18 protein-coding genes and 4 pseudogenes are annotated in these 17,954 nt (G+C 70.0%); 7 read left to right on the top strand and 15 right to left on the bottom strand.

What is annotated here, in order from left to right; all coding sequences use genetic code 11:
- Positions 1 to 21: 21 nt before the first annotated feature.
- The 5 genes from ACWDAG_RS16575 to ACWDAG_RS16595 form a co-directional block, all read right to left on the bottom strand.
- Positions 22 to 348, bottom strand: a complete 327-nt coding sequence (locus ACWDAG_RS16575) for an SCO5918 family protein (RefSeq protein WP_450696287.1) — start codon at positions 346 to 348, stop codon at positions 22 to 24.
- A gap of 6 nt (positions 349 to 354) precedes the next feature.
- Positions 355 to 615, bottom strand: coding sequence for a CBS domain-containing protein (locus ACWDAG_RS16580; protein WP_450696333.1), 261 nt, complete (start codon positions 613 to 615; stop codon positions 355 to 357).
- Between the two features lie 151 nt (positions 616 to 766).
- Positions 767 to 2,254 carry a DEAD/DEAH box helicase gene (locus tag ACWDAG_RS16585; RefSeq protein WP_450696288.1) on the bottom strand — a complete coding sequence of 496 codons (1,488 nt, stop codon included), beginning with the start codon at positions 2,252 to 2,254 and terminating at the stop codon, positions 767 to 769.
- Positions 2,255 to 2,432: 178 nt separating this feature from the next.
- Positions 2,433 to 2,636 (bottom strand): cold-shock protein, encoded by a 204-nt coding sequence (locus tag ACWDAG_RS16590; RefSeq protein WP_030224351.1) that lies wholly within the window; start codon positions 2,634 to 2,636, stop codon positions 2,433 to 2,435.
- A 510-nt stretch (positions 2,637 to 3,146) separates the two neighbouring features.
- Positions 3,147 to 3,491: a hypothetical protein gene (locus tag ACWDAG_RS16595; protein ID WP_450696289.1), complete on the bottom strand. Its 345-nt coding sequence runs from the start codon at positions 3,489 to 3,491 to the stop codon at positions 3,147 to 3,149.
- A gap of 546 nt (positions 3,492 to 4,037) precedes the next feature.
- On the opposite strand from ACWDAG_RS16595, the gene ACWDAG_RS16600 reads away from it, so the two are divergent.
- Positions 4,038 to 4,436 carry a DUF5994 family protein gene (locus tag ACWDAG_RS16600; protein ID WP_450696290.1) on the top strand — a complete coding sequence of 133 codons (399 nt, stop codon included), beginning with the start codon at positions 4,038 to 4,040 and terminating at the stop codon, positions 4,434 to 4,436.
- Between the two features lie 29 nt (positions 4,437 to 4,465).
- On the opposite strand, the gene ACWDAG_RS16605 is transcribed toward ACWDAG_RS16600, so the two are convergent.
- The 5 genes from ACWDAG_RS16605 to ACWDAG_RS16625 form a co-directional block, all read right to left on the bottom strand.
- Entirely contained in the window at positions 4,466 to 4,954 is a 489-nt protein-coding gene (locus tag ACWDAG_RS16605) for a DUF5994 family protein (protein ID WP_450696291.1), read from the bottom strand.
- Positions 4,955 to 5,146: 192 nt separating this feature from the next.
- Positions 5,147 to 5,401: a hypothetical protein gene (locus ACWDAG_RS16610; protein ID WP_450696292.1), complete on the bottom strand. Its 255-nt coding sequence runs from the start codon at positions 5,399 to 5,401 to the stop codon at positions 5,147 to 5,149.
- A gap of 489 nt (positions 5,402 to 5,890) precedes the next feature.
- Positions 5,891 to 6,589: a hypothetical protein gene (locus ACWDAG_RS16615; protein WP_450696293.1), complete on the bottom strand. Its 699-nt coding sequence runs from the start codon at positions 6,587 to 6,589 to the stop codon at positions 5,891 to 5,893.
- 148 nt (positions 6,590 to 6,737) lie between these two features.
- Positions 6,738 to 7,484, bottom strand: a complete 747-nt coding sequence (locus tag ACWDAG_RS16620; RefSeq protein WP_450696294.1) for a hypothetical protein — start codon at positions 7,482 to 7,484, stop codon at positions 6,738 to 6,740.
- 61 nt (positions 7,485 to 7,545) lie between these two features.
- A complete protein-coding gene (locus ACWDAG_RS16625; protein WP_450696295.1) occupies positions 7,546 to 8,091 on the bottom strand; it encodes an RNA polymerase sigma factor in 546 nt (181 codons plus the stop codon).
- Between the two features lie 124 nt (positions 8,092 to 8,215).
- On the opposite strand from ACWDAG_RS16625, the gene ACWDAG_RS16630 reads away from it, so the two are divergent.
- Both ACWDAG_RS16630 and ACWDAG_RS16635 read left to right on the top strand, forming a co-directional pair.
- The gene (locus ACWDAG_RS16630) at positions 8,216 to 9,121 is read left to right on the top strand and encodes a serine/threonine-protein kinase (protein ID WP_450696296.1); all 906 of its coding nucleotides are present in this window, start codon (positions 8,216 to 8,218) and stop codon (positions 9,119 to 9,121) included.
- Between the two features lie 71 nt (positions 9,122 to 9,192).
- Positions 9,193 to 9,330 (top strand): annotated as a pseudogene (locus ACWDAG_RS16635) (VOC family protein); the annotation flags it as partial.
- A gap of 41 nt (positions 9,331 to 9,371) precedes the next feature.
- Here the strand turns inward: ACWDAG_RS16635 and ACWDAG_RS16640 are convergent.
- Positions 9,372 to 9,695 (bottom strand): annotated as a pseudogene (locus ACWDAG_RS16640) (LuxR C-terminal-related transcriptional regulator); the annotation flags it as partial.
- 57 nt (positions 9,696 to 9,752) lie between these two features.
- Entirely contained in the window at positions 9,753 to 12,398 is a 2,646-nt protein-coding gene (locus ACWDAG_RS16645; RefSeq protein WP_450696297.1) for an RICIN domain-containing protein, read from the bottom strand.
- A gap of 155 nt (positions 12,399 to 12,553) precedes the next feature.
- Here ACWDAG_RS16645 and ACWDAG_RS16650 point away from each other — a divergent pair.
- Both ACWDAG_RS16650 and ACWDAG_RS16655 read left to right on the top strand, forming a co-directional pair.
- A pseudogene (locus ACWDAG_RS16650) lies at positions 12,554 to 12,700 on the top strand (IS5/IS1182 family transposase); the annotation flags it as partial.
- Positions 12,701 to 12,709: 9 nt separating this feature from the next.
- Positions 12,710 to 12,968 (top strand): annotated as a pseudogene (locus tag ACWDAG_RS16655) (tyrosine-type recombinase/integrase); the annotation flags it as partial.
- Between the two features lie 302 nt (positions 12,969 to 13,270).
- Here the strand turns inward: ACWDAG_RS16655 and ACWDAG_RS16660 are convergent.
- Positions 13,271 to 14,134: a LysR family transcriptional regulator gene (locus tag ACWDAG_RS16660; RefSeq protein WP_450696298.1), complete on the bottom strand. Its 864-nt coding sequence runs from the start codon at positions 14,132 to 14,134 to the stop codon at positions 13,271 to 13,273.
- 93 nt (positions 14,135 to 14,227) lie between these two features.
- Between ACWDAG_RS16660 and ACWDAG_RS16665 the strand changes: the two genes are divergently transcribed.
- Both ACWDAG_RS16665 and ACWDAG_RS16670 read left to right on the top strand, forming a co-directional pair.
- Complete coding sequence (locus ACWDAG_RS16665) at positions 14,228 to 14,965, top strand: SDR family oxidoreductase (protein ID WP_450696299.1); 738 nt, start codon at positions 14,228 to 14,230, stop codon at positions 14,963 to 14,965.
- 269 nt (positions 14,966 to 15,234) lie between these two features.
- A complete protein-coding gene (locus ACWDAG_RS16670) occupies positions 15,235 to 15,612 on the top strand; it encodes a TetR/AcrR family transcriptional regulator C-terminal domain-containing protein (protein WP_450696300.1) in 378 nt (125 codons plus the stop codon).
- Here ACWDAG_RS16670 and ACWDAG_RS16675 read toward each other — a convergent pair.
- The gene (locus ACWDAG_RS16675; protein ID WP_450696301.1) at positions 15,563 to 15,844 is read right to left on the bottom strand and encodes a LuxR C-terminal-related transcriptional regulator; all 282 of its coding nucleotides are present in this window, start codon (positions 15,842 to 15,844) and stop codon (positions 15,563 to 15,565) included. The genes ACWDAG_RS16670 and ACWDAG_RS16675 overlap by 50 nt on opposite strands.
- A gap of 54 nt (positions 15,845 to 15,898) precedes the next feature.
- Positions 15,899 to 17,845, bottom strand: a complete 1,947-nt coding sequence (locus ACWDAG_RS16680; protein ID WP_450696302.1) for a hypothetical protein — start codon at positions 17,843 to 17,845, stop codon at positions 15,899 to 15,901.
- Positions 17,846 to 17,954: the final 109 nt, after the last annotated feature.

Here is a 17,954-nt window from a genome sequence, read left to right on the forward strand (position 1 = left end):
CTCCTCTGTCCGGTCGGAACTTCAGAGTCCTTGGACGGGGCCGGGGCTCCCGAGCGCCTCCGAGGCGGCCTGAAGGGGGCTGCGGGCACCCGCAGCCGGGATCGGCGCGGCTTCGGGACGGGCGTGGCAGGTGAAGCCGAGGCGGGCCATGGTCCGGGTGACCTCGCCGCTGGTGAAGTCGCGGCGGTCCTGCCGGGTGATGACCTCACCGACCTGCATCACGGGATAGCGGCGGCGGCCGATGGTCACGGAGTCACCGGTGACGATCTCGGGCTGGACTCCCGCCATCGAGTCCAGCACTCCGTGCTTGGTCAGTTCGAACGGGTAGCGGGCGATCACACAGCGCATGGTGCCTCACAGGGAGAAGGTGGAAGGGCTGACGAACGGGCACGGTGCGCCGAGGACGTCCCGCAGCCGGACGTGGTCCGTGTAGGCGGAACTGTCGCGGTGCACGGCGAGTTCGGCCCGGGTGACCGAGCCGGTGCGCTCGTCGTCCCCGTCGCACAGGAGCAGGTGGTCCACGCCGGCACCGGCCATGATGGACAGGGCCACCTCGACGGTCATGTCGTCGAACACCCGTAGCTCGATCGCGTCCACGTGGTCGACCCGGACCATGACGTCGGGCACGGTCGGGTTTCGATGCGTCTTGAGCGATCGATGCGTCTGAAGCGGTGTCACAGCTGCCTCCTGCGGTACGGGCGGATTCTCTGAGCGCGACGGCTTTGCGCAGGCGGTCCGTCGCCGACCGGCGACGGACCGCGACCTGTCATGCCGCGCGGCGCTGCCCGGCGGACCGGCCCCGAGCGGCCCGCCCCCGACGGCCTCGGGCCGAGCCCGAAGCGGGGGCTGCGGCCCGCCGGGGCGGCTCCGCGGCCGGCGCGGTGATGACGACCGGGACGCCGGACGGGGCCTTGGCGCCGGTGATGCGGCTCAGTTCCGCCTCTCCCGAGCGCACCGCGGTGATCGTCGGGTTGATGCCGGCCGAGGCCATCAACCGGCTCACGTCACGGCGCTGGGCCGGGGTCACCAGGGTGACGACGCTGCCCGACTCGCCGGCCCGGGCCGTACGGCCGCCGCGGTGCAGATAGTCCTTGTGGTCGCCCGGCGGATCCACGTTGACGACCAGGTCGAGGTCGTCGACATGGATGCCGCGCGCAGCGACATTGGTCGCGACCAGCGCGGTCACCTGCCCGCTCTTGAACTGCGCGAGGGTCCGGGTGCGCTGCGGCTGGGATCTGCCGCCGTGCAGGGCGGCCGCCCGGACACCGCTGCCGAGGAGGTGCTTGGTCAGCCGGTCCACCGCGTGCTTGGTGTCCAGGAACATGATCACCCGGCCGTCCCGCGCCGCGATCTCGGTCGTCGTGCGGTGCTTGTCCGCCTCGTGCACATGGAGGACGTGGTGCTCCATCGTGGTGACGGCACCCGCCGACGGGTCGACGGAGTGGACCACCGGGTCGGTCAGATAGCGGCGGACCAGCTTGTCGACGTTGCGGTCCAGGGTGGCCGAGAAGAGCATCCGCTGGCCCCCGGGACGCACCTGGTCGAGCAGCGCGGTGACCTGGGGCATGAACCCCATGTCGGTCATCTGGTCCGCCTCGTCCAGGACGGTGACGGCGACCTCGCCGAGCCGGCAGTCGCCCCGGTCGATGAGGTCCTTCAGCCGCCCCGGCGTCGCCACGACGACCTCTGCCCCGGCCCGCAGCGCGTTGGCCTGCCTGCCGATCGACATCCCGCCGACCACGGTGGCCAGCCGCAGCCGTACGGCGCGGGCGTACGGGGTGAGCGCGTCGGTGACCTGCTGGGCGAGCTCGCGGGTGGGTACCAGGACGAGGGCCAGCGGCTGTCGCGGCTCGGCCCGCCGTCCCGCCGTACGGGCCAGCACCGGGAGCCCGAAGGCGAGGGTCTTGCCGGAACCCGTGCGGCCACGACCGAGTACGTCACGGCCGGCCAGGGAGTTCGGCAGGGTCGCCGCCTGGATCGGGAACGGCACGCTCACGCCTTCGTGGCCGAGCGCGGCCAACAGCGGCGCCGGCATGGCGAGTTCGGCGAACGACTCGACGGCGGGCAGTGCGGGCTCGATCGTCCTGGGCAGCGCGAACTCCCCGCCGGTCGCGGCCTGTCGGCTGTCGTGGCCCTTGGGGCGGCGCCGGGCGCCGGAGCGGTTTGCGGTGGAGCCCTCGAAACGGTCGTAAGGGCGGGTGGAGCGCGTGGCGCGCTGGGGGCGTTGAGCGCGTGAAACGCGTGTTCTGTTCATGTGGGATCTTCCTCGATGCGGGCGCGTATCAAGGAATTCCCGCAGCATGATGAACGGCGCAGAGAATCGCGAGAACGAGCCGAAGACGACAGGGGCGATTCCCCCTGAAAATGCAGCGAGCTGGGGCCCGCACCCCAAGGTGCGGGCCCCAGCTGCGAAGTATGCGTCGGTGCTGTGGTCAGGCCGGAACGATGTTCTCGGCGGTCGGGCCCTTCTGGCCCTGAGCGATGTCGAACGACACCTTCTGGCCTTCCTGCAGCTCGCGGAAGCCCTGGGCGGCGATGTTCGAGTAGTGGGCGAAGACGTCGGCGCCGCCGCCGTCCTGCTCGATGAAGCCGAAGCCCTTTTCGGCGTTGAACCACTTCACAGTGCCTGTAGCCATGTCATTTCTCCTTCGGAAACGGTGCTCGGAGTTCGCCCTGTGCGCCCTCCGTGTCGCCGCGATGATCAGCCCGTCGGAAAAAGAACCTTTTGGCAACCACAACTGCAACCTGTCTCGACAGTAGCACGGCGCGCTCGGCCACCTGCCGCGAAAAAATTCCGCTCCGTCGGCCGGGCAGGGAATATTCCCCGTTCCCCGTGCCTCATTCTCTCTTCGAGCCGACGAAATATTTGCCACTATTTGCCACGTCAGCGGCTCAGAAGCGCGCCCGCGCCGAGGTGGAGCGCGGGGTCGGCCGCGGCGCGAGCATCAGCCGGGCGGCTTCCACCGTGATCACCCGGCCGGGTGCCATCACCGTGTGCGGTGCGTCGAGCCAGTGAGCGGTGTCCAGCGGGCCGCACAGGGAGTCCCAGACGACCGCCGCCGGTGATCGAACGACTGGCGGCGACCGTCGGAAGGGGCTTGCCCCGGCGGACCCGTGGCCCTTTGTGCCCGCGGCAGCCGCCCGGTTCACGCGCGCAGCAGCCGCCCGGTGATCTCCCGGTACTCCCGCAGCGCGAGCCGGAGTTCGGCGGACTGCGTCTCGGGGTCCCGGTCCTGCCAGCCCGCGCGCAGGAGGCGCCGACGTTCCGCAAGGGCGTTCACCAGCGCCTCGGTGGCTTCGTCGAAGGCGTTCTCAGCCTCCTCCAGGGCCTCGCCCGGAGCGTCCGCGAAGGTGTTCACGGCGTGTCCGAGGCGCCGGACGATCCTGTCCCGTTCGTCGGGCGGGAGCAGCGGTTCCACGCCTGGGGCGCGGCGCCCGGCGAGGCCCGGGGGCCGGTCGGCGGGTTGCTGGGCGCGTGTCTGGTCGTACATGGTCGTATGCACCGTTCTCGTGGTGATGGCGTCGCCGCCCGAAGACGCCCTCGGCCTTCTCGGCGGCCTGCTCCAGGCTGCCGGAGACCCGGTCGGCCCTGCCCTTCACGGCCCTGCGCCGTTCCGTCAGTCAACGTCCGGCGCCGATCCGTGTCAACGTGGCACCGGCCCGAGCCCACCCCGCCCGGGGGCCTGACCAGCGGTCTCCGGGTGCTTCCCGGCACGGGGAGTACGGTGGGGAGAGCGAGGGTGCGTCGTGCCCATCTGACAGGTCGTCTCCAGTACACCACCCATCCATCACGGGCAGCCCGTGACCCCTGCCGCACCTCCGTCCCAGCGGCCTCCGCCGAGGTCAAGGAGCCCCTCCATGTCACCCAGGCCGGACGGCCCGTTGCCCGCTCGCGGCGGCGGGGAGCGGCTGTATGTGCCCGCGCCGGCGGTGATCGCGGTCCTGCCGTTCCCGGCTCCCGGCCTGGCCGGCCGGCTGCTGTGGGGTCGGATCGGCGTCAACCATCCCATCGTGCAAGGCAGTTGGCAGGAGCCGTCATGGCCACCGCACTGCAACCACCGCTTCCCTCCCGGCCCGCCCTGCGCCTGCGTCTGGCCCCGCACAGGGACCTGCCCCGGGCCATCGACGGCGCGTGGTGGCCTCGTTCGTACGACCTCCTCGTCGAACTTCCGCAACTGCTCGCCGGGTTGCCGCACGCGTGGGGCCACATCACCAGCGTCACGGTCAGCGGGGCGACGTGGTCCGCGGTGCCCGGCCGGATGCTCGTCTCCAACCAGGTCGTACGGCTGCGCAGGACACCGGCGGCATCCGCCCCGCGCACCGTCGTCCTGCTCGCCCCCGGCCGGGGGCGCTGGGACCTGCTGGTCGTGCCGCCGGACACGACCGAGGAGGCCGCGGAACCGCTCATGTCGGCCGCCGCGGGCGGTCGGGCCTGACCCGGCCCGTGACCGGGGTGAGCCGGACGTCACATGCCCGCCGCCGGCCGGGGCGCCGGGCCGGCCCCTGTGTCGTACGACGAGGCCGTGCCCTCGGGCTGCTCCGCCGCCATGAGGGCGGACGCGGTCCGGCGCGGGCCCGCGCCGGCGCTCGCGGCGGACATCAGCCGGGCGGCAGCCGCGTCGTCGGTCTCCGGGGGAACCACCAGGAGGTTCCGGAGGACCGACGTGCCGGACAGCAGCAGGATCTTGTGCGGATCCAGCTCCGAGGTGAACCAACCGACCTTCACCACATGGCCGTTGACAAAGATTCTGCGCGGAATGATCGGCCAGTAGCGGGGATTGACGGCGATCCGGGTGATCCGGCCCCACATTGGGTCCAGTACGTCGGTCAGTGGGGCGAGTTCCTGTGCCAGGTCACGTGAGCGGGGCCACCAGGCGCCGTCCAGCTCGACGGGCTCCGGGGAGGGGCTCAGGGGTTTGAGGGCGAGACGTGCGGTCGGAGCCCTGAAGGGCATGGCGCTCAGCGGAGGACGGCCGGTGTTCGCGGACATCGTGCGGACCCGTCTCCGGACTCCCTGCGCGTGGGCAGTCGTCCGGCGTCGTTGCTCACCAGGAACGACACCGGCGTCGGGGCCGGTGTGCGAAATGCTCCCGATGACCTCACGCTACTCCTCGAACAGACCGAACGGGCTGCCCTGGTTGTCGCCTCACTCGCCCCGGCTGTCGGCTCCCGGGGGGCGGCTGGTCTCCAGCCAGGACCGCGCCGGTTCTGCCGCCCGCGTCGTGTCCACGACGAGCTCGAGGCGTGTTCCGCCCCCGGCGCCCGCGGGATAGCTGCGCTGCTCGGTCGCCGCGAAGCAACGGCGCAGCACCTCCGCGACACGACGGGCGACCTCGGGGGAGGCCGCGACGACGCGTACGTCGGCGTGCCCTTCCGAGGGGGTTTGCTCGGGCTGCTGCATGGCGACCTCGGGTCATCCGGGCACGGAGAGCGGACCAGATCTCCGACTCTACTCCGGCGCGTCTCGCGGCTCACGCGCGTGACCAGCGGCCTTCCCGGCCGCAGTGGGCCGCGGAGTACCGTGAAACGAGGAATCCGCCTACTACGGCGCCTACAGCACCGCCTCCGGCATCGCGATCTCGCTCGGGAACCTGGCCGTGGGAGCGCTGTTCGACACCGGTGTGCGGTGGCTCCCCTGGGTGGTGCCGGCCGCCACGGGTCTCCTCTGCGCCGGGCTGGTGGCGCAGCTGCATCGCGCCGGGTGTCTCACGCCGCTGCCGGCCATGGTGGCTGCGCCGGGGTCACGGCCAACAGGCCCCGGCCGCCCTGGCCGGGGCCTTTGCCGGGGTGTCGCACAGCAGGAGCGAGGCGGACCGAGACGCGACAGCGGGGCACCAGGGCCGGCCGCGAACGTCCGGGACCGCTTTCGGATCGCCGTGGCGGAGCGGGATCAGTCGGCCAGTCGGTTGACGGCACCGGCAGTGATGCCTTCCAGGTAGCCGGGGGCGTCGCTGGGCCGGCCGGAGAGTTCGACGATGCCGAACCTGTGGCCACTACGGATCACCGCGATGCCGCCGGCGGCCTTGCCGTCGCCGTTGAAGGCCGGGTACCAAGTGCCGTTGCCGGCCTTGACGGTGATCGCGTGTCCCTTGCCGTAGTACCAGTGCCCCTGCGGCTCGACCTGGCAGCCGCGCACCATCTTGTTGAGCTGCTTCTCGTACGAGGCCGCCGACGTGGCGGTGGAACCGTCCGCGACGGATTCGGTCAGCGAGGTGCGGCCGGTGTCGAAGGCCCAGGTCACGTCGGCATAGGCGGCGGCCTTCCCCTTGGTCAGCGAGCGCATCGTCTCCTCGCCGGAGCACGCCGAAAGAGCCTGCTTCCCGGTCAGCTCCACGGTCGCGCCGACCGGGGTCAGACCCTGCTGGAAGAAGTCGTCACTCTGCAGCAGGGCGGCGGATCCGAGGCCGGGCGCGGCAGCAGCGGCGGCGGTGAGCGCGGTTGCCGACCGGCTCGCGGCGCTCGTGTCCGCGCCGGCGGCGGGAAGCGCGCCGATCCCGACCGCGAGCAGCGCGGCCCCGACGGAGGCGGCCACTCCTGCCGTACGACGGCGACGCGAGAACTTCCTGCCGGCTGCCTGGTTGTCGAACATGTCATCTCCTGTCTGGTCGCGACGCGGTGGGCGTCGTCGTACACCTGGGAGATGCCGGAGGTGCGGGAGATGTTGGATGGCGGCCTGCCGTGTTTTGTGTGATCCATGTCACGTCAGGTGGCGAGGTGGGAGTGGTCTCAGGGTGGTCTCAGAGCTTTGTCACGGCCGCACGGACGATCCGCGTCATCGTGGCCGTGTCCAGGCAGGCATGCACCTCCAGGACCCCGTAGTGAGAGCCGTTGCGGAGTACGGCGATGCCTCCACAGGGCTCCTTGCCTCGGGGTGCGGTCCCTGTGGTGTTCAGGTCGCCGTCGTACACACCCATCCAACTCGCGGTGATGTCCGCAGTGATGTCGATCGTGTGTGTCGGCCCGTAGATCCAGTGGGTGGCCGGTTCGCTCTGGCACGGCACTTCCTCCAACAGCAGGCGTTGGGCGAAGTTCTGGGCCAGTGCCCGGCTTCGGGCGTCGTCGGCCACTTCGCGTGCGACCTGATCGCCGATGTCCGCCGCCGTGGTGGGGTCGTCGCTGCCCGTGTCCTTGCTCGTCACCAACCCGCGGAAGTGCGCGCCGTACGATCCCAGGGTCTCGCCGAGGGTCCTCTCGCCGGTGCAGGCCGCGTTGGCGTAGTTGCCGTCGCCGACGCGATCCCGTACGTAGATGCGTTGGGAGAGGCCGACCTTCCTGAAGTCGGCCGCTGTCAGCAAGTGCCGGTTCGTCATGGGGCCGCTCGCGGGTCTCGGCTTGGGAGAGCCGTTGCCCGACGAGGAGGCCGCGACGCCCGGACGTACCGTCGGGGTGGCCGGAGCGGAGGGCGGAGGCAGGACGAACCGGCCGGTCAACAGCCCGAGTACGGCGGCTACCGCCAGGATGACGACGATCGTCCGACCCCGCACGGCAGCACCTCCCGGCCATCCGTCGAGCTGATGCCGGTGGGAAGCGGAGAGCCGGGGCGTCTCAGAAGCCACCGCCCAGACGCTCCCGCATGAAGCGACGAGCCTGATGGATGCGGTCCTTGACCGTGCCCAGCGGAGCGTCGGTGATCTCGGCGACCTGAAGATAGGTCAGGTCGCCGAGATCACGGAGCACGAAGGACTCCACCAGGGCCGGGTGCCGCTCCTCCAGCGCGGCCAGCGACTCCATCAGGTCCAGGCGGGTCCCCGCGATGACGCTCGTCGTCCGGGGGTCGACCCCGTCGGGAACGACCGCATGACTGTCCTCCGCGCGCCGGCGCATCGAGCGATACGTGGACCTGGCGGCGTTCGACGCGATCACGGTCACCCAACCGAGGAACGAGCCTCGCCCGGTGTACTCGTGCAGATGTGTGCTGATGGACAACAGGGCATCCTGCGCCGCCTCTTCGGCGTCGGCGTGGTGCGGAAGGAACCTGGAGCAGCGGCGCATGACCGTGGGCCGAAGCCTGACGAGGAGGCGGTCCAGGGACCCCCGGTCACCGGCCTGGGCAGACGCCACGAGCTGCGTCAGCTCATCCTCTTCGAACACCCTGCTGTCCCCCGATATCGTCCGACCTGGATCCCACAAGGTCGCACAGTAGTTCCCAGCCGCATCCGCCGCATCCGCCGTATCGCCGCAATCCGCCTTATCGCCTCAGGGAAAATGTTGCCGTATGCAGAAGCTAGGTCGTTATCTCCTTGAGGACAGGCTGGGAGCCGGTTCGTTCGCCACTGTCTGGAGGGCATACGACCCCGAGCTCGACACCGATGTCGCGGTGAAGGTGCTGGCCGACAACTGGGCTTCGAACGCCGATGTGCGACAACGGTTTCTGGCGGAGGCGAGGCTGCTCCGCAGGATCTCCAGCCCACGTGTCGTGCGTGTTCACGACGTCGGTGTCCAGGACGACCGGCCGTACTTCGTCATGGACTACGTCCGGGGTGGCACTCTGGCCGAGAAGATAGGGCACTGCCGGCCCGCGGAGGCGCTCCAGTTGGCGGCCGAGGCCGGGTACGCCGTACAGGTGCTCCATGACGCGGGCGTCATCCACCGCGACATCAAGCCGTCGAACCTCCTCCTAGACGCCGACCGCACGCCCATGGCCGTACTTGTCGCGGACCTCGGCAGCGCGAAGCAACTGGCCGACGCGTCGGGGCTGACCGTGACCACCGGTACTCCCGCGTACATGGCACCCGAACAGGCCTTCCAGACCGGCGGGTTCGACGGTCGAGCCGACGTGTACGCCCTCGGTGTCGTCGCGTTCGAGCTGTTGACCGGGCACAAGCCGTTCGGTTCGGGCGGTCGCACAGTCCTCGTGCCGCAGCGGACATCGACGTCGTCGTTGCCGACGATTCCCAGAGATCTCGACGTTCCGGACGGCATCGCAACACTTCTTCGTGCTGCGCTGTCCGTGGAACCCGAGGAACGACCGCAAACCGCGCAGGCGTTCGCGGACGCACTGCTGTCACGAGGGGACGAGGAGCGGGCCCCCGGATCTTCGGGGCCGACACGGCTTGTGGTCTGGCTTGCGGCGGTCGCTGTGTTCCTGATGACGACGGTGCTGACATGGTTGGCCCGCTGAACGCGGATGGTGGCCGGGCCCCACAAGATCTCACGGACTGTGCTGCGCTGGAACAGGGTGCGGTGCACGGCGCCGAGCTGAAGCGGCTGCGTGCCGAGGGCGTCGAGATCGCCGTGCCGCTGCGAGAGGAGCCCTGGGGCGAACGCCTCTTCCAGGTCACCGACCCCAACGGCGTGATCGTCCAGTTCGTCGAATGGGTCACCGCGTCCGACCATCGGCAGGTGCTCAGAGCCGGCCGTACCACTGGAGCGGCGAGGACCGCCAGCACCCGCCGGCGGCCCTCAGTGTCCACCGGCAGATCCAGTTTGTTGAAGATATTGCCGATGTGTTTGTTCACAGCCGCCTCGCTGATGAACAGGTGCTTGGCGAGGCCGGCGTCGGTGCGGCCCTCCGCGATCAGCCCGAGCACCTCGCGCTCGCGGGGGCTGAGCCGCTCCAGCGGATCCTGGCGCAGCCGGACCAGCTGGTGGATCACCTTCGGGTCCACCACCGTCCCGCCTGCGGCGACCCGTTCGATCGCGGCCGTGAAGTCGGCCACCGCGCTGACCCGTTCCTTGAGCAGGTAGCCCACCCCCTCAGCCAGGGCGGGGCCGCAGGCCGTTGTGGCCGCGACCCCGCTCGGGCGTAGGGGTCAGGACGGGTCGCCGTACTGGAGGCCGCGTCCGTTGGTGCCGATGTAGACGCGGCCGAAGGTGTCGGGGTCGCCGGTGATGATGCCGATGCCGCTGATGCCGCCCCACTGGTGGGCGTCGTCGTTGACGCGGAGCCAGGTGGCGCCCTTGTCGGTGGAGCGGAACACTCCGGTGACGTCCTTGACGGTGCCGATCAGGTACAGGGCCTGGTAGGAGGCGCCCGACGCGGCCTTGCCGAAGCCGAGGGCGGAGGCGGACTGCACCGAGGAGAGCGTGGTGAAGCTGCGGCCGCCGTCGGTGGAATGCAGCAGCCCCTTGCCGCCGCCGGAGAGCCACAGGTCACCCGCGACACCGGGGACGGCGCTGAGCTTGCCGCTCGGCAGGTTGGATGCGCGGGCACCGAAGGTCGCGCCGCCGTCGGTGCTGGCGTAGAGCGTGCCGTTGTTCAGCGAGTAGAAGGTGTTGGCCGAGGACCGGTCGGCGACGACCACGGCATCGTTGCCGAGACCGTTGACCCTCGACCAGCTCGCGCCCCGGTCGGTGGAGCGGTACGGGGCCTGGCCGGCCTCGGCCCAGACGAACGTGGAGCCGTCCGCCGCGATCGCGATGTGGCCGCTGTCCGCGCTGGGCACCGGCTCGCCCTTGAAGCCGTTCCAGGTGTGGCCGCCGTCGGTGGAGAGGGCGCCGTCCTGCTTGCCGCCCCGGCCGACCCGGACCACCAGCGAGGGGTTGGACTGGGCGAAGTCGACGGAGGTGCTGTTGTACATCTCCGGGTTGGTCAGCCGCCCGGTGGGCTCCTTCGTCAGGTCGTCGTACACGAAGCCGCCTTGGTCGCCCAGCGAGGTGATGAGGGCGGCGGCGCCGGGCGGGGAGACCGCGTCGTAGTACGCCGTCTCCTCCAGCCCGCGGGCTCCGATGAACCAGTGGCTGGTGCCGCCGTTGTCGGTCGCGTTGGCGTCGTTGCTGGCCCAGATGCCGTTGCCGGTGCCGTACAGCACGTGCCCGGAGTCGAACGGGTCGATGCTCAGCGCGGTCATCCAGTGCCCGATGCCGGTGCCGAGGTACGGGGCGATGGAGGCGTTCCGCACGGACCTGTCGGACTGGGTCTTCCAGGTCGCACCGCCGTCGGTGCTGCGGTAGACCTCGTCCTGCGGCCACCAGCGGTCCAGCGTGGTGACCATCACCGTGGACGGCTTCTGCGGGTCGACGGCCAGACCGCCGAAGCCGTAGTTGCCCTGTGACGGCGAGATGTTCTTCCACGCCCCGCCGGCGTACTTCCACACCGAACCGCCCGACACGTTGTTCGGGCCGGTGTTGTTGGAGTACGACACGTACAGCGAGCCGTCACCGGAGAGCACGCCGTGCTGCGGCACCAGGCCGGTGGGCTGCCCGGAGACCGCCTGCCAGGAGCTGCCGCCGTCGGTGGACCGGTACAGGCTGGTGGACCTGTCGGCGACGCCGACGTAGATCGTGTTGCTGCCGGCCGGGCCGTACGTCACGAAGGAGATGCCGGTGCCGAAGCTCGCGCCGTCCTTGACCGGGAACGAGGAGACCTGGCTCCAGGTCTTACCGGCGTCGGTGCTGCGCCACAGGCCGTTCTTGCGGGTGCCCAGCAGCAGGTGGTCGTGGTTCGCGGGGTCGATCACCAGGCGCTCGCCCGCCCCGCGGGCGTCCTCGTTGCCGCCCAGCTTGAACGGCAGGTCGGTGCGCTGGAAGGTGCGGCCGCGGTCGGTGGAGCGCAGGAGCGCCCCGTTGCCGGCCCACTCGTTGGTGTAGGTGCCGGCCGCGAGGTAGAGCCGGTCCGGGTCGACCGGGTCGGTGGCCAGCGACTCGATGCCCAGCAGGTTCCAGTCCTTCTCGCCGAACTGGTCGGTCAGCGGTATCCACTGCTCGGCCCCGGTGTCCCAACGGTACGCGCCACCCATGTCGGTGCGCGCGTACAGCAGGCCCTTCTCCTTCTGGTTGAAGACCAGGCCGGTGACGTAACCGCCGCCCGCCACCGGGGCGTTCTTCCACACATACGGTCCGGCCGCGGCCGTGGTCTGCGCGCTGCCGGTCCCGGACGCCTGGGTCTCGGCTGTTTTCACCAGCTTCCACTGCTGGTTGGTGCCGCCCGTGCCCGGATACTGGATGACTGCCGCGCCGTCGGCCGTGGAGCCTCCGGAGACGTCCAGGACCTGGCCGCTCCTACGGGAGGTGAAGGTGACGGCGTCGGAACCGCTCACATCGCTGATCCGCCACTCCTGGGAGGTGGCGGAGCTGTCGGTCTGCTGCTCGGCGGCGGCCGCCTGGGCGGTCGAACTGCCCGCTATGCCGAGCACCTTGCCGCTGTTGCGGTTCACCAGTTCGTAGTAGCCGTCCCCGGTGGCCCTCAGCTTCCACTGCTGGTTGGCGGTGTTCTGGTCGGTCCACTGCTGGATACGGGTGCCGTCGGCGGTGGAGAAGCCGTTGACGTCCAGCACCTTGCCGCTGCGCACGGAAACCAGCCGGTAGTAGGAATCGCCGTCGACGGTCGCGGCCTGCGAATCCTCCTGCGCGAACAGGAGATACGGCACGACGGCGAGGGGAACGCCGAGCAGCAGGGCAGTGGCGGTCCAGCGACGGCGGTGACGCCCGCGGCGCCCGCCGTTCGTGGGGTTGTTCATGGGGAGGTGTTCTCCTTGCATGCCGTTCACCGGAGGTCCGGACCCAGACACCGAAACTGGCCGGATCCGATCCCTTGTGGTCACAGGCTCCGCAAAGGGTTGCCTCGAACCGGGAAATCTTTCACCTCGACGACGCCGGGATTGTGGTCGTCACCGTCGGTCGGCCCGCCGGGGGCAACCGCGGCTCCTGCAAGGCATGGAAGATGTCCGGCGCGAAGGACGTTGTCGGCAGGGCCACGGTGATCGCGGACGGCGGCCACCGGGGCACCGGCCTGGTCATCCCGCGCCACCGCAGGCGTGGCAGCCGCGGTCGAGCCGAGTCGCGGCGGTACCTGAACCGGTACGCCGAGAAGGGGCCGAACGGGCTGCTTTTCGTAGGGGAGAAGGGGGCAGCGTTCCGGAGCACCACCTTCGGTCGGGCCCGGCGGAAGCGTGCTCGCCAAGCGGTGGGGTTGCCGGTCCGGGCCGGGCAGTCCTCGGAGAAGGCGGCGTTGATCCATCAGCGCTGCGACGCACTCCGACGACGAGCGACAGCGCGAACTGGCGGCCGGGCTGGCCGAGATGGTGCGCGAGCCCTTCCAGGCTCGGGGTGTCTCGTCCCGCATGCCGACTGAGTGGCGTCATTGCGACTGCGCATGTCGATGCGGCGCCCACCCCGCTGAGCCTCATGTCCTTCCCGGTACGGTCCACCGCGCGCCGGCTCCTGCACGGCATCCGGCGACTCCGTCACCTCGCCCGCCTTCAGCACCGACAGCACCACGCTCTGCACGGCCGACGCCGACTTCCCCGCCCAGCGCTGCACCATCGATCCGGCCCTGGCGGTCACCCGGGTCTGCGCACGGACCGGCGGGGCCGGCCGATCCGAGAGAGGGTCATAGCTGTGTGGCCGTGCGGATCAGCCCGGCGAGGGCGAGCGAGCGGCTGTGCGCGGGCCATGCGATGTGGGTGACGACGGGGGGTGCGTCGGTCAGGGGGACGGCGGTGTGCTCCGCCCACAGCCAGGCGCGGGCGGAGTCGGGGAAGACGGCCACGGTGCGTCCGAGGGCGATCAGTTGGGCCAGCTGCGTCTGGTCGTGGATCTCGGGTCCCGGGCCGGGTGGGTATGTGCCGTGGCGGGGCCAGCGGGCGAGCGGAAGGTCGGGGATGTCGCTGACGTCGGCCACGGACAGAGTCCTGTGCGCGGCGAGAGGGTGCCTGGCGGGCAGGACGGCGACCTGCCCCTCGGTCATCAGTTCCTCGCTGTCGAACCCGGCGAGGGAGTTGAACGGCGCGTGCATGAGCGCCACATCGGCGCGGCCGTCGCGCAGCATCTCTTCCTGCTCACACATGCCGCTCGGCAGCACCTCGATCTCGGCGGCGTCGGGCTCGGCCGCGTAGGTGTCGAGGAGCTTCTGCAGCAGCTCGTGAGACGCGGCGGCCTTCACTGCCAGCACCAGGCGGTTGCGTGGGCCGCCCGGACTGTCGGTGCCACCGGCGCGACGGGTGCGGCGAGCGGCGGCGGTGGTCGCGTCGAGGGCTGCGCGCCCCTCGTGCACCAGCACCTCTCCGGCGCCGGTCAGGGATACGCCCCGGCGGTTACGTTTCAGCAGGGAGACGCCGAGGCGCCGCTCGAGCTGCTGGATCGCCCGGGACAGCGGTGGCTGGGCCATGCCGAGCCGCTCGGCGGCGCGGCCGAAGTGCAGTTCCTCGGCGACGGCCATGAAATATCTCAGCTCGCGGGTCTCCAAGGTGTCCATGGCCACAGCGTACGTCGGTGATACCTACCGGGTATGACAGGGCACTGTATCGGTCTTGGATGCGCCACTCGTCCGCGAGCGAGCATCGACGTCATGAGCGAAACGAAGATCGCGCTGGTGACCGGCGCGAACAAGGGAATCGGGTACGAGATCGCGGCCGGGCTGGGCGCTCTCGGCTACCGCGTGGGCGTGGGAGCCCGCGACGCGGCCCGGCGCGAGGCCGCCCTTGAGAAGCTGCGCGCCGCCGGGGTGGAGGCATTCGGGGTGCCGCTGGACGTGACGGGCGATCAGAGTGTCACCGATGCCGCGGAACTGATCGAACGGCAGGCCGGGCGTCTGGACGTCCTGGTCAACAACGCCGGCATCTCGGGAGATACGGGCCCGGGGTGGGTGCAGGATCCGACCACGCTCGACCTCGATGTGGTCCGCACGGTCGTGGAGACCAACGTCATCGGTGTCATCCGGGTGACCAACGCGATGCTGCCGCTGCTGCGGCGCTCGACGTCGCCGCGCATCGTCAACGTCTCCAGTTCCGTCGGCTCCCTGACCCGGCAGGCGGACCCGGACATCGAGATCGGCCCTGTCATGGCGGCCTACGCACCGTCGAAGTCGTTCCTCAACGCCGTCACCGTGCAGTACGCCCGGCAGTTCGCCGGTACGAACATCCTGATCAACGCCGCCTGCCCGGGCCTCGTCGCGACCGACTTCACCGGATTCCACGGGCCCCGTACTCCCGAGCAGGGCGCAGCCACAGCGATCCGACTGGCCAGGCTGCCCGACGGAGGCCCGACCGGTTCGTTCTTCGAGGACGACGGCGTCGTCCCCTGGTGACCCCGAAACCGTTGTGATCACGCCGTGAGCCCTGGCGCGCCTCGACGCGACCACGCATACCGAGGCCAGTGGCCCCGGGTGACGAGAATCGAACTCGCGCTCTCAGCTTGGGAAGCGACGGCGTTGGGCGGGCTCCACGGCTGTTTTCCGCTCTTACGGGCACGCGGAGGGCACGGACTTCGGAAGGGGGGGGAGGCCGACGAGGTCCTGGTGGGTGGTGTCCCAGACCCACCCCCTTTCTCCATGAGGCGTTTCTCCGCCATCCCCGGGTGGGGGCCCTGGCCGCCGCGCGCACAGCCCGGCGGGAGAACGAGTTCCGTTCCGTGGAACGCAAACTGGACTGCATGCGCCGGGCCGGCCTCGACGACGCCGAGGCCGCCCGCTACTACCGGGTCTTCGCCGACCTGGTGCTGGCCTACAGCGCCATGGACGCGAGCCTGGCCGCGCTGTCCCCGGAGCTCAGGGACGCCGATCTGCGCGCCTGGAAGACCGACTACCTCACGCTGCCGCCGGACAAATACCCCAACATCGCGCGGGTCGCACCCCGGTTCGTGGGCCTGGACGACCCCCAGAACTTCGTGACGGCCGTCCAAGCGGTCATCGACACGGTCCGGGCGAAGTCGGAGCGCGAGGCCCGCGGCACCTGAGCCGCAGCGCGCCGGGTCCGGCCGTGTGCGCCCGCACCGTGGGCTCGGTGATGTCGAGGCGGCGGGCGAACCACTGGTTCCGTTCGCCGGTGGCGAGCAGGAGCAGGACCTCCCGCTCCCGGTCGGTCAGAGGGGCGGGCGGATGCTCCGCGCGGAAGGAGTCCGGGTGAACGCTGGTCATCTGCCGCCCCAGCTCCCGCAACTGGGCGATGGCGGCATCGGGCTCCGCCACAGAAGGCGAAACGGTCCGCCGACTCCGTCGGCGGACCGTCGTGCAAGATCGAAGCTAGGCGCGGATCATGAAGTATCCCCAGCTGCTCCACGTGGGCAAATTGGCTGTATCGGTGCCCTGCGGATTGGACTCCGCCCTGACACGGAACCGGTCACCGACCGGCCCGGTGTAGGAGAACGAGTAGGTCAAGCTGCTGGTCGCACTCAGGCGAACGCAGCTCAGGTCCTTCGAGGTATGCCAGGATCCCGAGTAGTAGTGCTGCACGAGCAGCCGCGTGCATGCTCCCGGCTTGGCGGGGGCGACGGTCACCGTGTACTTCTGCTTCGCGGTGTGGTGGTAGACCCGATAAGACGTGCTCCCGTAAAGCGCGGTCGTGTAGTAGCCGCTCAGCGAACCATGAACCGATGCGTGGACGCCCACAGATTTGGCGACGGTGGTGGCGAAGTAGTAGTGGCGGCCGGCAAACACCGCGGTGAACGTCGTGTCCCTGGTGGCCTTGTAGCTCACGGCGAGGTTGCCGGAAGAATCCACGGTGCCCGATTTCAGCAGCTGCTTGGTGGCGCCGGCAGGCTGAGCGTAAAGGGAGACCTTGCCACCCGTGAAGTCCACGCTCAGGTGCGCAGTGACCTTCGCGGTGGCGCCGTAGGCGTAGCTGCTGGCGTCGGTGCCGACGCTGAGCACCTTGGCCACGCGTATCGTCGCGGTGGTGTCTGACGGCAGGTGGTCAGCGTCGCCGGAATATCGCACGTGATAGGTGTACGTCCCCGTACCGGGCGGCGTGTCCTGGAAAGCGAAGCGGCCGTCGGATGTGAGGGGTGCGTCGGGAAGCACGACACCGTTGGGATGTGCCGCGTCCGCGCGGCTGATGTGGACCACGGCGCCGGCCGAGAAGGGGAGTGCGCTGCTCACCGCGCCGCTCTCGGGGAGGGCAGTTCCCGTGTTGAGGATCAAGTCGGGGTATGTAATGCCCATGGCGGTTTGGGCTGCTCGCGGCCGCAGCAGCTCGTGCAGCCGCAGTGTGCCCATGGTGTCGATCACCGACAACAGCCGGGAACCGTCGGGAGTCCATGCAATGTCCTGCACCGTGATTCCGGTGGACTGGAAGTCCGGGAAATCGTAGGTCCGCAGCCTGTCCGTGCCTTGGGGCTGGATGGTCAGGACACTGTCGTGACTCAAACTACCCATGCCGTCCCAGCCCTCCACGGCCATGGTCCCATCGGGAGCGAATGCGAAGCTACTCAGCGCCCAACTCCGGGCGGGGAAGGAGCTGTAATCGGTGTCCCACGAGAGGTCAGTGAGCCGCAGGACGCCGTTGACGTCAGTGGCCACCCCCTGGCCGTCGGGCGTGATCACGAGGCGTGACGACCAGACGCCGGGGGCATGCGCCGTGATCCGGGGCGTGCCAGTGGTGACATCGACGACGTCGAGCTCCGGCTGACCGGCCACCTGGAAGGACGCCGCCAGGGTGCCCGGCGCTTTCGGGCTCGACTGCACGGCGTACCCCTGACCCAGTTCCGTGCGGGCGGCCGGCGCGGCCGGATCTGCAGGATCGAGAGAGCCGAGCCCACCGCTGTCGCCCTGCTTGTAGGTGAACCAGATTCTCCCCGCGCTGAATGCGAGCGAGGTAGGGACGGGACGGTCTGCAGTTCCGGCCTGCCCGCCAGTGTCGTAGCGGGCGACCTCCGAGAGCGTTGTCGTGTCGATGGCTGAAATCGCCCCCTGGCCCGGCAGCAGCGCATACAAAGTGCTGCTGTCCGGCGACAGCGCCAGTTTGGTTGCACCCGGCTCGTCTGCGATCTTGCCGATCGCAGCACCGGACAGGTCCGTAACCAGGATCTTGTCGTCGGGGCTGCCACCGCTGAGGAAGAGCCGATCATGCACTGGATCGACTATCAGGCTGTCGAAGTCGGCCATGGGGAGCACCGGGCCCGTGTCATCCTCCACCGCTGCCGCGGTCCCGGCCACCACCAGATTTGCCGCGAGCAGCACCAACGCCGTCACGACACCAAGCCGCACTCTCTTCACTTGCCCCCCTGAACTGCACTGTTGGTGCGAGCACTTTACTGGTTTGGAGGACGCCGTATGCGGATCGCGGCTGGGTCGGCAACTC

The sequence above is a fragment of the Streptomyces sp. NPDC001157 genome, from assembly GCF_053598255.1.